Here is a 21,240-nt window from a genome sequence, read left to right on the forward strand (position 1 = left end):
AGCTATGTAATGTGAAAGGGACACCTTCATACAGGTGTCCTCACTGCTGTCTTACATCTTTTTCTATTCTAGCATAAAACAAACGAGAAGTTAACCTTCTGGTTCAGTTTGGTTTTGCGCGTTCCCTTGCGTTACAACACTTGTTTTACTCGCATTTCCCTCATCATATTTGACATTTTTAACTGCAAAATAAATAAGAAAATGTCCAGCACCTAAAATACATAATAAGTAAGGTAAACTTTTTTCAGGTGGAAAGAATAGTACAGCACATAAAAAACTTAAAATGGAACAGATTCTTCCGGCGTTTAACCACAGCTCCCGAACAACGACATATTCCACACGCCATTCTCTCGCATTTTTTGCTCTACCAATTACGTCATATGTCATTGATCCGTACGGAACAAGTAAAATAGGATATGCAATTGCAATACATGCCGCATAAATAAGTAATTTCGTGTATGTAACATTGAAAATAACTAAAAAGACGACAGCATATAAAATAATGCCTCCAAGTAAAATTGCTTTTTTTCGCCACTCCTTCTTTAACATACGAGCAACTAAGTAATAACATACAAAGGATACAGCAGAGTTCACTAAACTGTATTTCCCTAATGCGAACTCACTATTAGTTGCTAAATAAACATATACTGAAATGACAAAAATAAACGTTCCTTCTCTCAATCCTTGGAAAAAATGAGCTCGTGTAATCTTTCCCCAATTTTTATCAATCCGTCGTTCTTTCAATACTTGCACGATTTCATAACGCCCTTCACATTCTCTTTTAGATAAAAAGAAGCTTAAGACGACAGCAATTGCAAATAGAACTAATGAAAGAAAGAATATAACAGTATAACCACTCCATTTCTCCATACGTGAAATTGTGTATCCTGCTGCTATTGGTCCGATCATTCCAGAGAAGGATGTAAGAAGTCCAAGAAACCCATTAAAGAAATCTCTTGTTTCTGGTTCCGTAATTTCAAATGTCAATAAGTTAAAAGCCAACCAGTAAAAACCGTATCCTACTCCTAAAAGAGCCCCCATTAATAAAATATACTGAGAAGCACTTTTTCCTGCTACTAAGACAACGATAAAAAAAATTGCGAGCGTTCCTACCCCTATTCGTAATAAAATCGAGCGATCGATACGTTTCGCTAATTTCCCCCCTACAAGAAATGTGAGAGGCTGTAATACCACGCTGGCTAAATTATACAAGCCAAGATTCACATAATTTTGTGTTTGTTTCCATAAATAAATATTTACAAACGTATTCGATAAAGAAATTGCGAGCGTGTATAAACCTCCTATAAGGAGCAATAACACTAAATCCCGATTCACTTCAACGTCACCAATTATATGTTTCCATTTCATACACAACTCTCCTTTACTTCATGTTCTAGTCTTCCAAAGACAAGCCCAATTATGTAAAAGGAAAGCATAGAAAAAAGCTAGGGGCTCTCCCCTAGCTTTTTCTATATTTATTACGATTATTTTGCTTCTTGGTAACGTTTTTCAGCAGCGTTCCAATCTACAACGTTCCAGAATGCACCGATGTAGTCTGGACGACGGTTTTGGTAGTTTAAGTAGTAAGCATGCTCCCAAACATCTAAACCGATAACTGGCGTTTTACCTTCAGTTAAAGGAGAATCTTGGTTTGGAGTGCTTGTTACTTCTAACTCACCATTGTTTACTACTAACCAAGCCCAACCAGAACCGAAGCGAGTTGCGCCAGCTTTTGCGAATTCTTCTTTGAATGCATCGAAGCTACCGAATTTTGCTTCAATTGCAGTTGCAAGTTCACCTACAGGTTGTCCTCCGCCGTTTGGAGATAGGATTGTCCAGAAGAATGTATGGTTAGCATGTCCGCCACCATTGTTACGTACTGCTGTACGGATTGCTTCTGGTACTTCGTTTAAGTTTGCAACTAATTCTTCTACGCTTTTGTCAGCTAATTCTGCATGACCTTCTAAAGCAGCGTTTAAGTTTGTAATGTACGTGTTGTGATGTTTTGTATGATGGATGTTCATTGTTTCTTTGTCAAAGTGAGGCTCTAAAGCATCATACGCATAAGGTAAATTTGGTAATTCGTGTTTTGCCATTGTTATATTCCTCCCAGTTTATGTATTGCCACTTAAGTGACATACAACTTCATTCTACCCTAATTGCCATAGGGTGCAAACAAATAAATCACATTGTCTTGCTATCATTAAAGTAGCAAAATTCCCACTTCTTTTCAATTAAAATGCTCATATATTCCGTAAAAAAAGCTTCCTTCTACAAGGAAGCTTCCTGCTAACATAATAAACATGCGAAATGGATATGGACCCTGTAGGACTCGAACCTACGACCGGACGGTTATGAGCCGTCTGCTCTAACCAGCTGAGCTAAGGGTCCACAATTATGTATGTAACAACATATCAAATAAAGGAATTCCTATCGGATATGCCCTTTAAGAAAGGTAAGATAAATTTACCATATAGAAAAGAAAAGTGTCAATTGTATTTTTCTTATTTAAAAGAAGAAAGTTAATAAAAAGAAATTTAGTTATCTCCACTATATGTAAATATAATATATCTTGAGATTCTCTAGATTACTACGTTACAATGATTTTATACATACATAAAGGAAGTGAATCTATGTCCATATTTACCCAATTCGTAAAAAGCATATACTCGCCTAAAGATATGGCGCTATTCCGTTTTCAAAAAATCGGTAAAACCATTTTGTATATTATGCTACTTTGCTTAATTACTACTATTCCAAGAACTTTTTTGTACGGTAGTTTTATCCAAGATGGTGTAAGCATGGTAAATCAAGTCATCGATAAAGATTTACCTGATTTTAAAATTGAAAATGGCGAACTAAAAGCCGATATTGATCAACCTATTGAAAAAGAAGAAGGAAATGCACTTTTCGTATTTGATCCAAATTCAACAGACCTAGAAAAATATCAAAATAAAACAGGTTTATTTGTTTTAAAAGATAAAGTAGTCTCTATGGGAAATGGTCAAACACAAACGTATTCTTATAACGATTTGTTAGGTGCATCTCTTGAGAAAAAAGATCTACAAGAATTTATTTCTTTATTCGATAATATTTATCCGATTTTATTATTTGTTATTGGATTCTTAGTGTACCTATTCCAATTATTCATCACTTTTGTAGGCGTGACTTTACTTGCGTTCATCGGTTCTGCTATGAGCGGTCAACGTAAACTATCCTATAAACAAGTTTGGACACTAACTGCATACAGCTACACAATCCCAACAATCTTCTTTATGATTATGGATGCATGTAAGATTGTCGTACCTGGATCAACATTCATCTATATCGCAGTTGTTTTAATTGTTCTGTACTTAACGATTAAAGAAGTTCCAAAACCAAAAGAAAAATAAGAACGAAAAAAATGCCTAAATAGGCATTTTTTTTTTGGACAAGCATATATTCCTAGCAAAGGAGTGAAGAATATGAAGAGATTAGGTATATTCCTATTCGTGCTTGTTCTCGGTTATATATTTTATTACGATATAAAAATCGGTACTTTACCGATGTTAAGTTCATATAAAAAAACAACTGCTGCTCAAACGATTAAAAAAGAAAACACAGACAGTCAACAAAATAAAGAGAACAAAACAGAAAAAGAAACGGATGTATCTTATAAAACAATTGAAGTAAAAACTGGTGAGACAGTTCTTTCTATTACAGAACAAATTAACAAGAAAAAAATTCCTTCCATAGAAAAAGTCATTGACGACTTTAAACAATTAAACAAAAGTACATCTGCTACAAAAATACAAATTGGAAAGTCTTATAAATTCCCCTTATATCAATAAGCTATCACTTAATCCTTGTCAATTACATAAAGGCGCTGATACAATAGTAAAAGTGAAACCGAGTACTTCGGTTTCTATAGCCCTATATCACGTATACTATCATTGATATGAGGGACTAAATAAGAAACTTCTTTTATAAGGAGAGCGATCTATTCGTGAATGAAATGACTCATCGTACAAAAACACGTCCAGTTAAAGTCGGTAATTTAACAATCGGCGGTAATAATGAATTAATTATACAAAGTATGACAACAACAAAAACACATGATGTTGAAGCAACAGTTGCTGAAATTAAGCGTTTGGAAGAAGCCGGCTGTCAAGTCGTCCGCGTTGCCGTTCCAGATGAACGCGCAGCAGATGCTATTGCTGATATAAAAAAACAAATCAACATTCCACTTGTTGCTGATATTCATTTTGATTATCGCCTTGCTTTAAAAGCAATTGAAGGCGGCATTGATAAAGTACGTATCAATCCAGGTAACATTGGTCGTCGCCATAAAGTAGAAGCTGTTGTAAATGCAGCAAAAGAGCGCGGTATTCCAATCCGTATTGGTGTAAACGCTGGTTCATTAGAGCGTCACATTTTAGAAAAGTACGGGTACCCAACTGCAGATGGTATGGTTGAGAGTGCGCTACATCATATTAAAATTTTAGAGGACTTAGATTTCCACGATATTATCGTATCTATGAAAGCCTCTGATGTTAACTTAGCAATTGAAGCATACGAGAAAGCTGCTCGTGCTTTTGATTATCCATTACATTTAGGTATTACAGAGTCCGGAACATTGTTTGCCGGAACTGTAAAAAGTGCTGCTGGTCTTGGAGCAATCTTAAATAAAGGTATCGGAAATACACTACGTATTTCATTAAGTGCTGATCCAGTTGAAGAAGTAAAAGTTGCTCGTGAACTATTAAAATCATTCGGTCTTGCGTCTAACGCAGCAACACTTATCTCTTGTCCAACTTGTGGTCGTATTGAAATCGATTTAATTAGCATCGCTAACGAAGTGGAAGAATACATCTCTACACTTCAAGTACCAATTAAAGTTGCAGTACTTGGTTGCGCTGTAAATGGCCCTGGTGAAGCTCGTGAAGCTGATATCGGTATTGCCGGTGCACGTGGAGAGGGATTATTATTCCGTAAAGGGCAAGTCGTTCGTAAAGTACCAGAAGAAACAATGGTAGAAGAACTGAAAAAAGAGATCGACGTAATTGCTGCTGAAATGGCTGCTGAGCGAGAAAAAGAAAAAGAGACACAAGAACAATAAAAAGAAGGTTGCCACAATATTTGTGAGCAACCTTCTTTTCTACGTAAAAAAGCTCGTCAGTTTAACCGACGAGCTTTTACTTTGCACATTTTGGACAACGACCATATATTTCAAACTTATGACCCGTTACTTCATAACCGGTAAAATCTTTATTCATAAAATCCATTGGGCAGGAAGTAATCTCTTTCGTTCCCCCACAATCCAAACAAATAAAATGATGATGATGTTCCATAATAGAACAAATAAAACGAAAATGTTTTTCACCATTTAATTCCGTTTGTTCTAAAACACCAATCTCAGCAAAAACTGTTAAGTTACGATAAATCGTATCAAAACTAAGTCCTGGATAATCGTCCTTCATATGCTCTAAAACGTCTTTCGCAGTTAAATAACGATTATGTGCTGCAAATAATCTGAGCATCTCTTCTCTTTTTCCAGTATGTTTGTATCCTTTTTCTTTCATTAGGCGTAAAGCTTCTGTTAGATTCATACCTATCCCTACTTTATGCAGTTTTTTTCTTCTTCCATAAAATCGCACCGATTAAAATAAGAACTGCTATCATAACAATTGTACCACCTGGCGCTAGATCAAGTTGATACGAAGCAAACATTCCACCAATTACTGCAATTTCACCGAATAAAATGGAAAAGAAAATTGTTTGTTTAAATCCTTTAGCAATACGAATACTTGCTGCAACTGGTAACGTCATTAATGATGATACAAGAAGAACCCCCACTACACGCATTGATACTGCAATGACAAGAGCAACTAATATAATGAAAATAAAGTGAATCCATTTCGCTCTTAAACCAGTTGATACTGCGTATTCCTCATCGAATGATAATAGAAACAGCTCTTTATATAATAAAATAATTGTCGCAACAACAACAATTGCTACAATCCCAATAATAATTAAATCTGTACTTGTTACAGCACTGACACTACCAAATAAATAACTAAATAAGTCTGTGTTAAATCCATTTGCAAGTGAAATGAAAATAACTCCAACCCCCATCCCTGCCGAAAGGATAATTGGAATTGCTAATTCTTGATAGTGCTTATATACAGTTCGTAACTTTTCGATTAGTAGCGCTCCACCAATCGAGAAAATCATCCCCATATATAAGGGGTTTAAAAACCCACCTGTAAAAATGGTTTTTTCAAGTAATAAACTTGCTGCAATACCCGATAACGTCACGTGACTTAATGCATCCGCAATAAGAGATAAACGACGAATAACAACAAACACACCAATTAGCGGTGCAACAAGTCCAATTAAAATACCTGCGTATAAAGAATTACGTAAAAAGTCATATTGTAAAAAATCTTGTATCATTATATCCTCCCGTGATGCTCATGTTCGTGTTCTAAACGATGAACATGATGTCCATATAAGACGGACATTTCTGCATCTTCTAACTCTCGGAACTTCTCTACATTTCCATGGAAATGTAGATGTTGGTTTAGGCATGCAACATGTGTTACTTTTTCAGTAACAGCTCCCATATCATGAGTAACAAGAATTAATGTGATCCCGAGCCTTTTGTTTAAATCCTCTAATATTTCGTAAAAACTTTCCACATTTTTTACATCGATTCCAACAGTAGGCTCGTCCAAAATAAGCAATTCAGGATCACTAACGAGCGCACGAGCAATAAATACACGCTGTTGCTGTCCACCAGAAAGCTCTCCAATGTTACGACCTTGAAACTCACTCATCCCTACATCAGCAATTGCTTTTTCTACCTTTTTCTTATCCTCTTTTGTGAAAAAGCGAAAAAGCCCTTTTTTCGAAACAAGTCCCATTGACACAACTTCAGAAACAGTTGCTGGAAAACCAGAATTGAAACTATTTGCCTTTTGGGATACATAACCAACTTTGTTCCATTCCTTAAACTTCTTACTATCAACGCCAAACACGCGAATGCTTCCTTCTTTTGGCTTTAAAACACCTAATAAACACTTAAGTAGAGTTGATTTACCTGAACCATTCGGTCCCACTAAACCTAAAAAAGCTCCCTTCGGAACTTGCAAATTAATATTTTCTAACACATTCCGATCTTCGTATCGGAATGTTAAACCTTCAATTTCTAATATATTATTCATAGCATCTCACCTATTTTAATTCAGAATGATTCCGATTTATATCTATTTGAATTATAGTACAGCTTATTATAGTTGTAAACCAATCTGCCTAAAATATATCTATTTTTTCAAGAAACCTTACTATTATAACAAAAAGCAGAGAAAAATTCTCTGCTTTCGAAAAATATTCCTATAAACTTTTTAGTGAATAGCCGATTTAAACTTACCACCATTTGTCTCTTGCGTGCTCATAATCGTAACAAACGCATTTTCATCAATTTCATGCACAATTGATTTTAACTTCGTCACTTCTAGACGCGTTACAACTGCATAAATAACTTCTTTTTCTTTATCCGTGTAACCACCTTTCGCTACAAGCTTTGTAGTTCCACGGCCAAGACGATGCAAAATCGCGTTTGATACTTCCTCATATTGATCAGATACAATTAAAACCGCCTTCGTTTCATCTAGCCCTTGAATTACTGTATCGATCGTTTTAAATGCGATATAGTACGTCATAACAGAATACATCGCTTGTTCCACACCAAACACAAATGCTGCCCATGCAAAAATAAATAAGTTCACAAACATTACGAATTCACCAACAGAGAATGGTAATTTCTTCGTTAATAAAATCCCCATAATTTCAGTTCCATCTAGCGATCCACCATGACGAATTACAAGTCCTACACCAAGACCTAAAATAAGACCACCAAACACTGTCGCTAAAATAGGTTCTGTTGTAAATGGTGGTACCGCATGTAACGTTGACTCAATGAAAGCTAACGCTACAATACCAAATGTCGAAGATAACATAAATGTTTTTCCAATTTGCTTATAACCGGAATACATAAATGGGATATTGAGAACAACGACTAAAGTAGAAAAACTTAACCACCAAATGTTAGGAGTAAGATAATCTAATATAAGAGAAATACCAATAATTCCACCATCAATAATTTTATTTGGCATTAAAAATAGTTCAATTGCTACCGCCGCGCATGCTGCTCCAAAAATAATCATAACTAAACGATAAATGAGATGAATAACACTTTCTTTTCGATGTTGCTTTTGCTCCATAAGTCCTCCCTTTACTCTTTTTCTGTAGTTTTGTCCTTATATTATAACATACGCTTCTTTTCCTCATGAAAAAAGAAACTCCATACGAATATGTACAAGCTATATGCTCATATATTTCGATAGAAGAACGCGTGAAGGAGGATAATAAGATGAACCTCATTAAACAAATTGTTAATAAAAAATTAAATCATATTTCTACAAAAGAGTTATTAAAATATAGCAAAGAATATGAAGTTCCCATTACAGCCGCACAAGCTGATCAAATCGTTTTACTTATGAAGGGTAAAAATATTAATATTTACGATAACAACGAGCGACTAGAGCTCTTAAAACAAATCGCAAAAGTAACTTCCCCTGCCACTGCCCAACAAGTAAATACATTATTTCAGCAACTACTAAAATAAGGAGGGGATTTCCCCCTCCTTATTGCGCTTTAATTTTTTCAAGAAGTCCTTCATCAAAAGTGCCGTTTTTCAGCATTTCAATTTCCAATTTGTATGGTGGCTTCTTATCTTTTTTATCTTCCCCTACATACGGTGTTTCAAGAATTTTTGGTACATGCATTAACTGTGGATGATGTACAATGTGATGCAATGCTTTATACCCAATGTGACCAAATCCAATGTTTTCATGACGGTCTTTTCCTGCTCCGCGTACATTTTTACTATCATTAATATGAAGTACTTGTAAACGATCTATACCAACGATCTTATCAAATTCGTTTAATACGCCGTCAAAGTCATTTACAATATCATATCCTGCATCATGCGTATGACATGTATCGAAGCATACAGATAGCTTTTCATTATATTTTACACCATCAATAATTTTTGCAATTTCTTCAAAGCTACGACCGCATTCTGTTCCTTTTCCTGCCATCGTCTCTAACGCAATGTTAACCGTCTGTTCTGGCGTTAATACTTCATTAAGCCCTTTAATAATTTGTTGAATACCAGCATCTGCTCCAGCACCAACGTGCGCTCCTGGGTGAAGAACAATTTGTTTCGCTACACCTAATGCCGATGTTCTTTCAATTTCCATGCGAAGAAAGTCTACTCCTAATTGGAATGTTTCTGGCTTCGTCGTATTCCCAACATTAATAATATACGGCGCATGGACGATAATTTCCTCAATTCCGTTCAGCTCCATATGTTTTCTTCCTGCTTCTATGTTCAATTCTTCAATTGGTTTTCTTCGTGTATTTTGCGGTGCACCTGTATAAATCATAAACGTTGTTGCACCGTATGAAACAGCCTCTTCACTTGCTGCTAATAACATTTTCTTACCACTCATGGAAACATGAGATCCAATCTTTAACATACAATCACCTCTTCAATATACAATAGATATAATGATAGCATAATTTGTAGAAATATGTAGTGAATTGTTTGTTCACAAAAGATGCACTACACAAATTTATATGACTATTTATACAGACTATACTTTTCATTTAAATTAGCTGGATTAAGTGAAACTTTAATCAATACTTTTCTATCCATATTGATTACACCTCCCACAAATAGCGGGATAAAAAAAAGATAAGGGAAACCCCTTATCTTTTTTTATTGCCATATTTTTTCTTCACTTTGTCACGTTCTGTTGCAAGTTTACGTTTATAGTTTGGTTTTACTTTTTTTGGTTTTTTAATAACTTTCGTTGCCATAACATCAAGTTCGTCATTTGGTTTTTTACGGCTCTTACGACGACGACGCTCACCTAAATCGGCCCACTCATCTCCGCGTAAATCTACATGCTTGAACTCAATATGACGTTGTTTTTCTAAACTATCTAACGCTTCTTCGTTTGCTGGATCATATATCGTCACTGCAATACCAGAATGCCCCGCACGTGCTGTTCTTCCAACGCGGTGAACGAAGAAATCTAAATCTGATGGTAGCTCATAGTTAATAACATGGCTAATCCCTTCAATATCAATACCACGTGCTGCTAAATCAGTCGCAACAATATATTGGAATTCAAGGTCACGAATTTGTTTCATCATTTTTTTACGATCACGTGGTGATAAATCCCCGTGAATTCGTCCAACTTTTAAGCCACGTTCCATTAATCCATCAGCAACTTGGTCTGCCATCTTTTTCGTATTCGTGAAAACAACTGCTAAATACGGTTTAAATTGAAGTAGCATTTTATGCACTAAATCAATTTTATTACGATGTTTAGAAGGCACTAAATAGTGTTCAATGTTTCCAGCTGCAACTTGTTTTGGATTGATATGAATATGCTCTGGATTCTCCATATACTTCTTCAGAAACGGTTTTAGTTTTTGAGGAATTGTTGCAGAGAAAACTAACATTTGCAAGTTTTTAGGCATGCGTGCTGCAATTTTATCTACATCATGAATGAATCCCATATCAAGCATTAAGTCTGCTTCATCGACAATAATCGTATTTGCTTTATGAACAAATAATGCTTGCTCTTCTACTAAATCTTTAATACGTCCTGGTGTTCCAACTACGATATGAGGTTGTTTTTTCAACTTTTCAATTGAGCGTTGTTTATCAGTTCCACCAATTAAACAACGTGCTGTAATCATTTGGTCTTCCGCACAAAACTTTGTTAATTTCACGATTTCTTCGTAAATTTGTTGTGCTAACTCACGAGTAGGCGCTGTAATAACAAGTTGTACTTCTTCACGACTTGCATTAATTCTGTTTAATGTAGGAAGTAAGTATGCATGTGTTTTCCCAGAACCTGTTTGGGATTGTCCAATTACACTTACACCTTTTTTCACGACCGGGAAAATTTTCTGCTGAATTCCTGTCGGCTCTGTAAAGCGTAGTTCACGAACTGCATCTATTAAAAATGGTTTAAAATCATACTGTGTAAAAGTTTGTTGTGTCATAAGTTACACCTTCTTTCTAAAATTTCTACTGCGCGCACAAATCAGTCAAGTCTACATTATATCGAAATCTACAAGTAAAATCCATCTTTAGTTTAGGTTTTCACTTCAAAAACTAACCTTCTTCCCTTTTATTGCATATTGTATGTGTATATACCTAACTGAAGAAAGGAGGATTTCTCACATGTTTCCGAAATCCCCTACAAGGCAAATGTATCCGAATCCAGGGCAGCAACCTTATACACCATATCCAATTCCACAACTACCACCAATGGCACAAAAAAAGAAAGGTTTTCTTGCTAAGCTTTTTAAAAAACACGATCCAACCGAGCCTTTTATGCAAATGGTTCCACCTTACCGACAAATGGAAGGGCAACTGATGATGCATCAGCAACCACCACCGCCGCCACAATATCAACAGCAATATCAGCAGCAATACCAGCAACAATATCAGCAGCAACATCCACAATATCAACCATACATGCAGCAACATCCTGAGCAAATGATACCGCCTCAAATGTATGAATCAAATGAAACGCGCGGCGGCGCAACTACAGCTGCCACAACAGCAAGCAGTGGCATCGGCAGTTTCTTTTCGAACTTAATTTCGAATCCTACTAATATGATAAACAACATCGAAAAAGTATCCCAAGTCGTTCAATCTGTAGGTCCTGTCGTCGAACAGTATGGTCCTATTATGCGTAGTCTACCAAGCATTGTTAAAATCCTCACCTCTGGAAAAAGTACGGAAGAAAATCAAACGGAAAATGTAACAGAGCCAGTTGAGGTAGAAAGTCCGCCTCCTGCACCTCAAAAAAAGAAACGAAAACGAAAGAAAATAGTGATTGAACCTGTAATAGAAAAAGAGTTACCGAAAGAACCAGTTCAACAAACAGCAACAAAACCAAAACTATATGTGTAACAATCCTTTGTTTTCTATCCACTCCTCCTTTATAATGTAAAAGACTATGCACAAAAGTATCCCTTGTTTAGAAGGAGAGGATTACTCATATGAAAATTGTTAAAATTTCCCCTCGTGGTTATTGCTACGGTGTTGTCGATGCAATGGTAATTGCACGTAACGCTGCATTAGATAAATCATTGCCGAGACCCATTTATATTTTAGGTATGATTGTTCACAATAAACATGTTACAGACGCTTTTGAAGAAGATGGAATCATCACATTAGACGGTCCAAGTCGCTTAGAAATTTTAGATAAAATTGATTCTGGTACTGTTATTTTCACAGCACACGGTGTTTCTCCAGAAGTTAAACAACGCGCAAAAGAAAAAGGTTTAACAACAATCGATGCCACTTGCCCAGATGTTACCAAAACGCATGACCTTATCGAAGCTAAGAAAGCGGAAGGGTATCATGTCATTTATATCGGTAAAAAAAATCATCCAGAGCCAGAAGGCGCAGTTGGTATTGCACCTGACATCGTTCACCTTATCGAAAGAGCCGATGATTTAAAAACATTAGAAATTCCAACAGATAAAATTTTAGTAACGAATCAAACAACGATGAGTCAATGGGATGTTCAACATTTAATGGAGGACATTCAAAAAAAATTCCCAACAGCAGAATTCCATAAAGAAATTTGTTTAGCTACTCAAGTTCGCCAAGAAGCTGTCGCTAAACAAGCTGATGTTGCAGACTTAACAATTGTTGTTGGTGATCCGAAAAGTAACAATTCAAATCGCTTAGCACAAGTATCACAAGAAATCGCGGGTACAAAAGCATATCGAGTTGCTGATGTAAGCGAAATTCAATTAGAGTGGCTACAAGGTGTAGAAAACGTAGCTGTTACAGCAGGTGCTTCTACTCCAACGCCGATTACAAAAGAAGTTATCGCGTTCTTAGAGCAATATGACCCAATGAATCCCGCTACATGGGAAAGAGTTCGAAAAGTACCGTTACAAAAAATATTACCTCGCGTGAAAGTGAAAAAAGAACAATAATAAAAACCGTTGCTTACATGAGCAACGGTTTTTATTTTTCTTATACAAATATAAATGGATCTGTATGTAACTGCGAAGCATGAATGTGTACATTGAGTTTCTTTGCATCCACTTTTTCTTGTAATTGCTTTTGCACACCTTGTTTCATTACTTTTTCAACATTATGTCCTGGGTCAACTATATTTAAACCGAGCATCATCGCATCATGAGCAACATGATAGTAGATGTCACCAGTTACATATACATCTGCTCCTTTAAATTTCGCTTGGTTTATATATTTATTACCATCTCCACCAAGTACAGCTACTTTACGCACTTTATCATCTAACTTACCGACAACTCTTGCGCCATTCACGTCTAATGATTGTTTCACATGTTCTGCAAATTGACCAAGCGTCATTTCTTCTTGTAAGTATCCTATTTTTCCTAGGCCTAACGTTTCACCTTTATTATCAAGCGGATACACATCGTATGCTACTTCTTCATACGGATGCGCCGTTATCATTGCTTTAATCACTTTCCGCTGTAATGAAGCTGGAATAATCGTTTCGATTCGCACTTCTTCTACACGTTCTAACTGTCCAGTTTCCCCGATATAAGGATTTGTCCCCTCTTGAGGTACAAATGTGCCTGTACCCTCGCTACTAAACGTACAGTGGCTATAATTACCGATATGACCAGCACCTGCGTCTCCTAATGCTTTCCTTACTTCTTCTGCATGAGTGACTGGCACAAACACAACAACTTTTTTCATTTCTTCTGCATATGTCGGTGCTAGAACTTCTGTATTTTGCAATCCTAACGCCTCAGCAAGTAAATCGTTTACCCCGCCCTTAGCAACATCCACATTTGTATGCGCTGCATAGATTGCAATATCATTTTTAATACACTTTTCAATAATTTTCCCATACACCTTATCTGTATGAATCGCTTTTAACGGGTTAAAAATTAAAGGATGATGAGCAATAATGACATTTGCCCCTAATTGAATTGCTTCATCCACAACTTCTTCCGTTACATCTAGCGCAATCAATACGTGCTGCACGGGTTTATTAAGCGCTCCAATCTGCAGACCAATCTTATCTCCTTCCATTGCCAAATGCTTCGGATACATACTTTCAAATAAAGAAATAATTTCATGGCCGTTTGGAATTTTACTCATGATAAAACCTCCCCTATCATTTTCATTTTCGCTTCTACTTCCCCACGCTTCGCTTTTGTTTCTTCAGAATCAGCCGCACGTTCTAACTGTTTTAAAATATTTTGGAAGTTTTTTAATTCTCCTTCCCATTTTTCAACGAAGGCTTCACTTTTTTCTGTTATTAAAAATGGTCCCATAAACAATTCAGCTTGTTTATTTTCAGAGTAAGGCGCTACAACATTTCCGCGCTCCCCTACTAAAATTTCGTAAATTTTCCCATCTTCTTTTACGATTTTTTCATGGATAAGCTCCCAACCATTCTCAATAAACCATTCACGAATATGATGCACTGCAATATTAGGCTGTAAAATTAAACGTGTTACACCTTCTAATTTCTCTTTACCACTTTCTAAAATGTCACGAATTAACGCTCCGCCCATTCCGGCAACCGTAATTACATCTACTTCTCCTGGCGCGATAACAGCTAATCCATTCCCTTTACGCACATCTACTTTATCTTGTAAACCACTTTCAGCTACAGTTGCTTGCGCAGAGCGAAATGGTCCATCTACAACCTCTCCTGCAACTGCTTTTGTAGCAATATTATTTATAATTGTATAACACGGTAAATACGCATGATCCGATCCAATATCAGCAACTGTAGATCCTACTGGTATTTCACGTACAACTTCTTCTAATCGTTTTGAAAGCTTTACTTCATTCATGTATTTCCATTACTCCTTCTCTTGTCAGTCTGTCTGTCTCCATGATAATGAATTTATAGTAGTTGTTGCAAGCCCATAACAACAATTCACCGCTCTATCATTCATCGTATTTTAGAAAATATAGAAAAACAAGCCCTTTGCATAAGCAAAAGGCTTGTCATACGGAACTTTATTTTTTCTTCGATAACCAATCAGCTACTTTAGCGGCTTGATCAGCTGGAACTATATTGGCAGGCATATTGCCTTTTCCTTTCGAAAGAATTTCTTTAATTTCATCCTTTGAAAGTTTCCCACCAATTTTTTGTAAGTTAGGTCCAACTGCCCCTTGTAACTGATCACCATGGCAGCTCGTACAGCTTTGCTTCACAATATCCTCTGGCTTTGATGCTGTTTGTGCTGGCTTCCCGCCATTTTTTGCATCAGCTAACTCTTTAGATTTATTTAGCCCCTGAAATGAAAATACAAACATAACGATAATACCCAATGCTGCAATAAGAGCGAACGGAATCAGCGGATTACGTTTCATATCTCTTCTCCCCCCTCTATACCCCTAAATAGTTAGATGATTCAGTCATTTCCATTGTACTTGAAAACGCTCTATCAGAAAAGAGTAAACTACCACTTGTTAAAAATATTCCATAAATTCAGTTTATTGTTTTTTATTGTCATATCGCTTATTATTTCGATAATTATTAACGTTTCTCATCATATTTTTCGCTTTTCTACATATAATTTTGTATATAATAAACAAAATTAATCGAAAAATCGAAAAATGAGCATTTGCAAATCAAAAGACAATTCTGTAAAATAAATTACAAGAAATTGTAATCGTTGCCGATAGCTAAATTTTAACAAAAATTAACAAAATAAAAAAGTTTACTTCACAAAGGTGAAGTAAACTTAAAAAATAACCTATTCTAAGAAATCCTTAAGACGCTTACTACGGCTTGGATGTCTTAATTTGCGAAGTGCTTTTGCTTCAATTTGACGAATACGCTCTCTCGTTACGCCGAATACTTTCCCAACTTCTTCAAGCGTACGAGTTCGTCCATCATCTAAACCGAAACGAAGACGTAGAACATTTTCTTCACGATCTGTTAGCGTATCTAACACATCTTCTAATTGTTCTTTTAGCAATTCATAGGCCGCATGGTCCGCAGGCGATGTTGCTTCTTGGTCTTCAATAAAGTCACCTAAATGGGAGTCATCTTCTTCACCAATTGGTGTTTCAAGAGAAACTGGCTCCTGTGCAATTTTTAAGATTTCACGTACTTTTTCTGGAGCAAGATCCATTTCTTCACCAATCTCTTCAGGAGATGGTTCACGACCTAAATCTTGTAATAATTGACGTTGTACACGAATTAACTTATTAATCGTTTCAACCATATGAACTGGAATACGAATTGTTCGTGCTTGGTCTGCAATGGCACGTGTAATAGCTTGGCGAATCCACCAAGTTGCATACGTACTAAATTTGAAACCTTTACGATAATCGAACTTTTCAACAGCTTTAATTAGACCCATATTACCTTCTTGAATTAAGTCTAGGAAAAGCATGCCACGGCCTACATAGCGCTTTGCAATACTTACTACAAGACGTAAGTTTGCTTCTGCAAGACGACGTTTCGCTTCTTCATCGCCTTCTTCAATACGCGTTGCAAGTCGAATTTCTTCTTCTGCAGATAGTAAGTCTACACGACCAATTTCTTTTAAATACATACGAACAGGATCGTTGATTTTAACCCCAGGTGGTACACTTAAATCATTGAGGTCAAACTCTTCTTCTGTTTTTGTAATTTGGCGATTATTAGGGCCTTCTTCGTTGTCATTATCACCAACTAAGTCAATGCCTTGTTCACCTAAATATTCATAGTATTCATCCATTTGATCGGATTCAATTTCAAATCCATTCATGCGTTCTGCAATCTCTTCATATGTAAGAACGCCACGTTTTTTTCCGAGCTCAGTGAGTTGTTCTTTCACTTGCTCAAGGGTCATTTCAGTTTCAATTTGTTTAGAACGAGCTGGTTTGTCAGCCATCTGTTCCCCTCCTTACGCGAGATACAAACATTCATTATACTAAAACTTTATCAAAAAAGCTATTTTCTCGCTTTTTGATTTTGTAAATATGCTACATAATATTTAGCAGCCTCTACAGGATCTGTTTTTTCCATTTGTTTCACTTTAAAGATGATCTCCATCTTTTCAAGTTTTTCCTGATGCCGTCTAAGCGTCTCCAAATGGCCTTGCAACACTTCTTCTGTGTATTCTGGATTAATAAATTCATCCGTCGAAATATCAGTGATAATATTTTTCAACTTTTCATCAGAGAGCCAACTTAAAAATGTTCCGACTGAAGGTTCATTTCCCTTTTCATAATATGCGTATAGTTCATATAAAATCCCTTTATGTTCTTCTGTATGAAAATCTTCTATATGGGATTCCATACGAACAGCTACTTCTGCACTTTGCAACATATGGTAAATAATTTCTCTTTCCGCTCTTTCAAAACCTGTTAACTTCGGTTTTGTTTGAACGACTTGAGACGGTTTAGCAACCTGCTTTATTTGTTTTTGCTGTACCTTTTGTTCTTTGCGATATTGGTGCAATTGATTCAAAAGTGTTTCCATTGAATACGAAAATTCTTGCGATAATGACTTCAAATATGACTCTGCCTGCATCGCATCTTGTAACAACGATAACTCTTTTAAAACACTTTTCACATATTCTTCTTTGCCAGACTCATCTTGCAAATTTTTCCCTAAACGCAAATAATTTATTTTAAAACCAACAAAACTCACACTTGATTTCACAAGATTTTCAAAAGCAGTAGTCCCATATTGTTGCACATATTCATCAGGATCAAGCTTATCTGGCAAGGATGTGACTTTCACTTGGCAACCAACTTTTAGCAATAATTGCCCTGCTTTCATCGTCGCTTCTCGCCCTGCTTTATCACCATCATAGCAAAGAACAACAGTTTCAACGTTACGTCGCAGAAGTTTTGCTTGTTCTTCAGTTAAAGCTGTTCCCATTGTCGCAACAGCTTCTTCCACACCACTTTTTACCGCAGCTAGTACATCGGCATATCCTTCAAAAAGAACCACTTGCCCACGTTTTCTAATAAACGGTCTTGCTTGGTGGAAGTTATACAACAATTTACTTTTGTGAAAAATCGGTGTTTCAGGGCTATTTAAATATTTCGGAGTGTCATCTCCTAACGCCCTTCCACTAAACGCTATCACCTTACCTTGTAACGTATAAATCGGGAACATAACTCTTCCACGGAAGCGATCATAATGACTACCATCCTTCTCACTTCTTATTAGAAGGCCAGCTTGTTCCATACTAGACAGCGATAAACCTCTTTTTTGTAAAATTTTCGTCGCTGCATCCCAGGCAGGTGATGCATAACCAATTTCAAACTTCTCAATCATCTCTTTCGTAATACCACGGTTTAATAAATATGAAAGTGCTTCATTTCCCTCTTCCGTATTTACTAATAAATGATGATAATACTTTTTCAATAATTCATGAGCTTGTTGCATGATGACAGTGTCATCAGATATGTCTTCTTGTTGTCCTTGCCCTGATGTATACTCTGCAACCGCAATTCCATTTCTTTCGCCTAGCTTTTGAACAGCCTCGGTAAAAGCCAGTCCTTCCATTTTCATTAGAAAGGAAAATACATTTCCACCTTCTCCACATCCGAAGCAATGAAAAATTTGCTTATCAGATGAAACAGAGAATGAAGGAGAATTCTCACCATGAAATGGACAAAGGCCGAAATAGTTACGCCCCTGTTTTCTAAGTTGAACGTATTCACCAATGACTTCTACAATATCGGATGATGTCCGAATCTGTTCAACAACTTCTTCGGGAATTCTGTTCCCCATAACTCCATCTCCGTGTCGTATTTTGTATTCGATATAAATTAAAAAATTCCTTTATAATTCGACAATATTTTTCTAAACTTGTTAGAAAGTGTTGCCGATTACATTGTATAAACGATTTTAAACCTTTCCTATAGGTCCTTTATCTGCATAAATCGCATATACATACTTGCTATATAAAATTGTATACATTTGCTCATCTGTTACAAATGTATCTCTTAGAAACAATACATATACACCTTTTTATAAGAAGAGTAGCAAGCCACATATACTGTTTGATCTTGAGATTTGTAACTTTTTCATGTTGATCCATATAACGATCAACTCCATTTTGTTCAGTATCTACAAAGATCCAATGGCTTTGCTATTTCCTTAAAGGATGAGCATATGATGCGACAAACAAAATTCCGACATGAAATTCCGCTCCAACTTGCACAATTTCAGCCTTCACGGGATATACATCTACACCAACTAATATGTTGTCGATGCTTTGCATATTTCTGTATTCTACATCCCTTCTGTGAATCCTTCCATAATGTGCGTTTTCTTGTATAGATTTTGTCGATTTAACGTAATTACATGTCTTTTTCGTAAATCCTATCCCTAGTTTATTCTGAAAAATTAAAGTCTAAACGTAAAATATAGGTTTTTATCACAATTTTTTATTATAATATATTTTCTTCAACTACGCTACATATCCCTTTATTTTTTCATCTTACATTTCAGGATGACAAACTCACACCTTGAATATACTAAAAGACAAAGGAGTATAAGTATAACCATTACACTACAATCTATTACAAAATCCATAGGTATCATATTTCACACGAGCGAAAAAAGCACATTCACCTTTGGTAAATGTGCTAAAACATTTTTTGGTTTTGCACTGCATTCACAATAATATTTGCTGTTTCTTCAATTGCTTTATTCGATACATCGATTACTTGACAATTTATTTTACTAATTACTTCCTCAAAGTGATCAATTTCTTCTTGAATACGATTAATATTTGCATATGTTGCTCCATCACTTAATCCAAGTGATTTTAATCGTTCTTTTCGAATATGATTTAACTTATCTGGCGTAATTTTCAAACCGAAACATTTTTCTTTTGCCACTTGATATAGTTCTTCAGGTGGGTCAACTTCTGGCACGAGTGGTACATTCGCAACTTTCAAGCGTTTGTTATGAGCTAAATATTGGGAAAGTGGTGTTTTTGATGTACGCGAAACACCAATCAACACGATATCCGCTTTTAAAATACCTCGTGCATCTCTGCCGTCATCATACTTCACAGCAAACTCAATCGCTTCAATCTTTTTAAAGTATTCTTCATCTAACCTACGGACAACGCCTGGCTCACATCTCGGCACTTGCCCCGTAATTTCTTCAATTTGATCAATAAGAGGGCCGATAATATCGTATGCCTCTACCCCTTCTTTTGCAGCCTCTGTTACTAAATATTTGCGCATATCAGGCTTAACTAACGTAAAACATATAAGTGCTTGATTACTCTTAGCAATCGAAATCACTTCTTTTAATGTCCCTGTATCTTCTACATACGGTACACGTCTAATATCAGGAGCAAACGGGAATTGCCCCATTGCTGCTCGAACAACCAAATCAGCCGTTTCCCCTACAGAGTCAGATACGACATATACGATTTTATTATCCATTACATTACCTCACTTTAAACAAATTACACTTATTCGTTATTTACTAAATTTACAAACGCACGTGTAATATTTGTTTTTGTAATTCGCCCAATCACTTCTAAACCTTGTTTCGTATCTTTTACAACTGGCATTGCATCAATCTGTCTTTCTATTAATTCCATCGCAATATCATATAAAGAATCCTCTCTACGACACATCGCAATGTTTGGCATCCTTGTCATGATAATATTAACCGGAAGAGAGGTTAAATCCTGCTTTCCTAAGCTCGCTCTTAATAAATCTTTACGAGACACAACACCAACTAATAGAGTCATCTGATCTACAACGAACAATGTACCAACGTCCTCTAAAAACATCGTACAAATTGCATCGTATACGGAAACATTTTTATCAATTACAACCGGTCTAGATTGATAATCTTGTACTTTAATTTTCTTAACAGCTTCAGATAATAACTGCCCCCCAGTTTTACCCGTATAAAAATAACCTACGCGTGGACGTGCTTCTAAATAACCAGCCATCGTTAAAATTGCTAAGTCTGGTCTTAGCGTCGCACGTGTTAGACCCAATTGCGCTGCAATTGATTCCCCTGTAATAGGACCGTGATCTTTTACAATCTGAATTATATGTTCTTGCCGTTTATTCAGCTCTATGATAATCACCACCTTTAATGCACAACGAAAAAAGTTATACTATCTCTTAAATATTATATACTAAAT

At 36.0% G+C, this 21,240-nt stretch carries 21 protein-coding genes and 1 tRNA gene; 6 read left to right on the top strand and 16 right to left on the bottom strand.

Annotation, left to right across the window (positions count from 1 at the left end):
- Positions 1 to 90: 90 nt before the first annotated feature.
- From MKY21_RS21530 to MKY21_RS21540, 3 genes are all read right to left on the bottom strand, one after another.
- On the bottom strand, positions 91 to 1,368 hold the full coding sequence (locus MKY21_RS21530) for an MFS transporter (RefSeq protein ID WP_000871386.1): 1,278 nt from the start codon (positions 1,366 to 1,368) through the stop codon (positions 91 to 93).
- A gap of 116 nt (positions 1,369 to 1,484) precedes the next feature.
- Positions 1,485 to 2,096: a superoxide dismutase [Mn] gene (gene sodA, locus MKY21_RS21535; protein ID WP_001052031.1), complete on the bottom strand. Its 612-nt coding sequence runs from the start codon at positions 2,094 to 2,096 to the stop codon at positions 1,485 to 1,487.
- A 221-nt stretch (positions 2,097 to 2,317) separates the two neighbouring features.
- A tRNA-Ile gene (locus MKY21_RS21540) sits at positions 2,318 to 2,391 on the bottom strand.
- 242 nt (positions 2,392 to 2,633) lie between these two features.
- Between MKY21_RS21540 and yqgB the strand changes: the two genes are divergently transcribed.
- The 3 genes from yqgB (at position 2,634) to ispG (ending at position 5,098) form a co-directional block, all read left to right on the top strand.
- Positions 2,634 to 3,392: a protein YqgB gene (yqgB, locus tag MKY21_RS21545; protein ID WP_000021900.1), complete on the top strand. Its 759-nt coding sequence runs from the start codon at positions 2,634 to 2,636 to the stop codon at positions 3,390 to 3,392.
- Between the two features lie 72 nt (positions 3,393 to 3,464).
- Positions 3,465 to 3,830, top strand: a complete 366-nt coding sequence (gene yqfZ / locus MKY21_RS21550) for a protein YqfZ (RefSeq protein WP_000825416.1) — start codon at positions 3,465 to 3,467, stop codon at positions 3,828 to 3,830.
- Positions 3,831 to 3,994: 164 nt separating this feature from the next.
- Entirely contained in the window at positions 3,995 to 5,098 is a 1,104-nt protein-coding gene (ispG, locus tag MKY21_RS21555; protein ID WP_153577907.1) for a flavodoxin-dependent (E)-4-hydroxy-3-methylbut-2-enyl-diphosphate synthase, read from the top strand.
- 76 nt (positions 5,099 to 5,174) lie between these two features.
- On the opposite strand, the gene MKY21_RS21560 is transcribed toward ispG, so the two are convergent.
- The 4 genes from MKY21_RS21560 to MKY21_RS21575 all read right to left on the bottom strand — a co-directional run bounded on the left by MKY21_RS21560 (position 5,175) and on the right by MKY21_RS21575 (position 8,264).
- A complete protein-coding gene (locus tag MKY21_RS21560; RefSeq protein ID WP_341077344.1) occupies positions 5,175 to 5,588 on the bottom strand; it encodes a Fur family transcriptional regulator in 414 nt (137 codons plus the stop codon).
- A gap of 13 nt (positions 5,589 to 5,601) precedes the next feature.
- Entirely contained in the window at positions 5,602 to 6,435 is an 834-nt protein-coding gene (locus tag MKY21_RS21565; protein WP_000613815.1) for a metal ABC transporter permease, read from the bottom strand.
- A complete protein-coding gene (locus tag MKY21_RS21570) occupies positions 6,435 to 7,205 on the bottom strand; it encodes a metal ABC transporter ATP-binding protein (protein WP_001059662.1) in 771 nt (256 codons plus the stop codon). The genes MKY21_RS21565 and MKY21_RS21570 overlap by 1 nt, the downstream gene beginning before the upstream one ends.
- A gap of 180 nt (positions 7,206 to 7,385) precedes the next feature.
- On the bottom strand, positions 7,386 to 8,264 hold the full coding sequence (locus tag MKY21_RS21575) for a YitT family protein (protein WP_000435963.1): 879 nt from the start codon (positions 8,262 to 8,264) through the stop codon (positions 7,386 to 7,388).
- Positions 8,265 to 8,413: 149 nt separating this feature from the next.
- On the opposite strand from MKY21_RS21575, the gene MKY21_RS21580 reads away from it, so the two are divergent.
- Positions 8,414 to 8,668 carry a DUF2624 domain-containing protein gene (locus tag MKY21_RS21580; protein WP_001048954.1) on the top strand — a complete coding sequence of 85 codons (255 nt, stop codon included), beginning with the start codon at positions 8,414 to 8,416 and terminating at the stop codon, positions 8,666 to 8,668.
- Between the two features lie 19 nt (positions 8,669 to 8,687).
- Here the strand turns inward: MKY21_RS21580 and MKY21_RS21585 are convergent, their stop codons facing one another.
- Both MKY21_RS21585 and MKY21_RS21590 read right to left on the bottom strand, forming a co-directional pair.
- Positions 8,688 to 9,584 carry a deoxyribonuclease IV gene (locus tag MKY21_RS21585; RefSeq protein ID WP_000912460.1) on the bottom strand — a complete coding sequence of 299 codons (897 nt, stop codon included), beginning with the start codon at positions 9,582 to 9,584 and terminating at the stop codon, positions 8,688 to 8,690.
- Positions 9,585 to 9,816: 232 nt separating this feature from the next.
- Positions 9,817 to 11,127 carry a DEAD/DEAH box helicase gene (locus MKY21_RS21590; RefSeq protein ID WP_000194015.1) on the bottom strand — a complete coding sequence of 437 codons (1,311 nt, stop codon included), beginning with the start codon at positions 11,125 to 11,127 and terminating at the stop codon, positions 9,817 to 9,819.
- Positions 11,128 to 11,308: 181 nt separating this feature from the next.
- Between MKY21_RS21590 and MKY21_RS21595 the strand changes: the two genes are divergently transcribed.
- Positions 11,309 to 12,046: a YqfQ family protein gene (locus MKY21_RS21595; protein ID WP_061663041.1), complete on the top strand. Its 738-nt coding sequence runs from the start codon at positions 11,309 to 11,311 to the stop codon at positions 12,044 to 12,046.
- Positions 12,047 to 12,135: 89 nt separating this feature from the next.
- Positions 12,136 to 13,086, top strand: a complete 951-nt coding sequence (locus MKY21_RS21600) for a 4-hydroxy-3-methylbut-2-enyl diphosphate reductase (protein WP_000706659.1) — start codon at positions 12,136 to 12,138, stop codon at positions 13,084 to 13,086.
- A 40-nt stretch (positions 13,087 to 13,126) separates the two neighbouring features.
- Here the strand turns inward: MKY21_RS21600 and MKY21_RS21605 are convergent, their stop codons facing one another.
- The 7 genes from MKY21_RS21605 to MKY21_RS21635 form a co-directional block, all read right to left on the bottom strand.
- Positions 13,127 to 14,248, bottom strand: coding sequence for a Nif3-like dinuclear metal center hexameric protein (locus tag MKY21_RS21605; RefSeq protein ID WP_061663042.1), 1,122 nt, complete (start codon positions 14,246 to 14,248; stop codon positions 13,127 to 13,129).
- Positions 14,245 to 14,952, bottom strand: a complete 708-nt coding sequence (locus tag MKY21_RS21610) for a tRNA (adenine(22)-N(1))-methyltransferase (RefSeq protein ID WP_341077347.1) — start codon at positions 14,950 to 14,952, stop codon at positions 14,245 to 14,247. The genes MKY21_RS21605 and MKY21_RS21610 overlap by 4 nt, the downstream gene beginning before the upstream one ends.
- Before the next feature lie 169 nt (positions 14,953 to 15,121).
- Positions 15,122 to 15,478: a cytochrome c550 gene (cccA, locus tag MKY21_RS21615; RefSeq protein WP_000828141.1), complete on the bottom strand. Its 357-nt coding sequence runs from the start codon at positions 15,476 to 15,478 to the stop codon at positions 15,122 to 15,124.
- A gap of 386 nt (positions 15,479 to 15,864) precedes the next feature.
- Positions 15,865 to 16,992, bottom strand: a complete 1,128-nt coding sequence (gene rpoD / locus MKY21_RS21620) for an RNA polymerase sigma factor RpoD (RefSeq protein ID WP_000764066.1) — start codon at positions 16,990 to 16,992, stop codon at positions 15,865 to 15,867.
- Between the two features lie 59 nt (positions 16,993 to 17,051).
- Positions 17,052 to 18,848, bottom strand: a complete 1,797-nt coding sequence (gene dnaG / locus MKY21_RS21625; RefSeq protein WP_000528221.1) for a DNA primase — start codon at positions 18,846 to 18,848, stop codon at positions 17,052 to 17,054.
- Positions 18,849 to 19,708: 860 nt separating this feature from the next.
- Positions 19,709 to 20,521: a pyruvate, water dikinase regulatory protein gene (locus tag MKY21_RS21630; RefSeq protein ID WP_000368935.1), complete on the bottom strand. Its 813-nt coding sequence runs from the start codon at positions 20,519 to 20,521 to the stop codon at positions 19,709 to 19,711.
- Between the two features lie 29 nt (positions 20,522 to 20,550).
- Entirely contained in the window at positions 20,551 to 21,183 is a 633-nt protein-coding gene (locus MKY21_RS21635) for a helix-turn-helix transcriptional regulator (RefSeq protein WP_000583756.1), read from the bottom strand.
- Positions 21,184 to 21,240 lie beyond the last annotated feature (57 nt).

The organism is Bacillus sp. FSL R9-9497 (assembly GCF_038005805.1).
GTDB classification, from domain to species: Bacteria; Bacillota; Bacilli; order Bacillales; family Bacillaceae_G; genus Bacillus_A; species Bacillus_A cereus.

Bases quoted from the DNA above. Each gene is read 5' to 3' on its own strand.
- MKY21_RS21530 (WP_000871386.1), bottom strand. From the start codon at position 1,368: ATGAAATGGAAACATATAATTGGTGACGTTGAAGTGAATCGGGATTTA.
- sodA (WP_001052031.1), bottom strand. From the start codon at position 2,096: ATGGCAAAACACGAATTACCAAATTTACCTTATGCGTATGATGCTTTA.
- yqgB (WP_000021900.1), top strand. From the start codon at position 2,634: ATGTCCATATTTACCCAATTCGTAAAAAGCATATACTCGCCTAAAGAT.
- yqfZ (WP_000825416.1), top strand. From the start codon at position 3,465: ATGAAGAGATTAGGTATATTCCTATTCGTGCTTGTTCTCGGTTATATA.
- ispG (WP_153577907.1), top strand. From the start codon at position 3,995: ATGACTCATCGTACAAAAACACGTCCAGTTAAAGTCGGTAATTTAACA.
- MKY21_RS21560 (WP_341077344.1), bottom strand. From the start codon at position 5,588: ATGAATCTAACAGAAGCTTTACGCCTAATGAAAGAAAAAGGATACAAA.
- MKY21_RS21565 (WP_000613815.1), bottom strand. From the start codon at position 6,435: ATGATACAAGATTTTTTACAATATGACTTTTTACGTAATTCTTTATAC.
- MKY21_RS21570 (WP_001059662.1), bottom strand. From the start codon at position 7,205: ATGAATAATATATTAGAAATTGAAGGTTTAACATTCCGATACGAAGAT.
- MKY21_RS21575 (WP_000435963.1), bottom strand. From the start codon at position 8,264: ATGGAGCAAAAGCAACATCGAAAAGAAAGTGTTATTCATCTCATTTAT.
- MKY21_RS21580 (WP_001048954.1), top strand. From the start codon at position 8,414: ATGAACCTCATTAAACAAATTGTTAATAAAAAATTAAATCATATTTCT.
- MKY21_RS21585 (WP_000912460.1), bottom strand. From the start codon at position 9,584: ATGTTAAAGATTGGATCTCATGTTTCCATGAGTGGTAAGAAAATGTTA.
- MKY21_RS21590 (WP_000194015.1), bottom strand. From the start codon at position 11,127: ATGACACAACAAACTTTTACACAGTATGATTTTAAACCATTTTTAATA.
- MKY21_RS21595 (WP_061663041.1), top strand. From the start codon at position 11,309: ATGTTTCCGAAATCCCCTACAAGGCAAATGTATCCGAATCCAGGGCAG.
- MKY21_RS21600 (WP_000706659.1), top strand. From the start codon at position 12,136: ATGAAAATTGTTAAAATTTCCCCTCGTGGTTATTGCTACGGTGTTGTC.
- MKY21_RS21605 (WP_061663042.1), bottom strand. From the start codon at position 14,248: ATGAGTAAAATTCCAAACGGCCATGAAATTATTTCTTTATTTGAAAGT.
- MKY21_RS21610 (WP_341077347.1), bottom strand. From the start codon at position 14,952: ATGAATGAAGTAAAGCTTTCAAAACGATTAGAAGAAGTTGTACGTGAA.
- cccA (WP_000828141.1), bottom strand. From the start codon at position 15,478: ATGAAACGTAATCCGCTGATTCCGTTCGCTCTTATTGCAGCATTGGGT.
- rpoD (WP_000764066.1), bottom strand. From the start codon at position 16,992: ATGGCTGACAAACCAGCTCGTTCTAAACAAATTGAAACTGAAATGACC.
- dnaG (WP_000528221.1), bottom strand. From the start codon at position 18,848: ATGGGGAACAGAATTCCCGAAGAAGTTGTTGAACAGATTCGGACATCA.
- MKY21_RS21630 (WP_000368935.1), bottom strand. From the start codon at position 20,521: ATGGATAATAAAATCGTATATGTCGTATCTGACTCTGTAGGGGAAACG.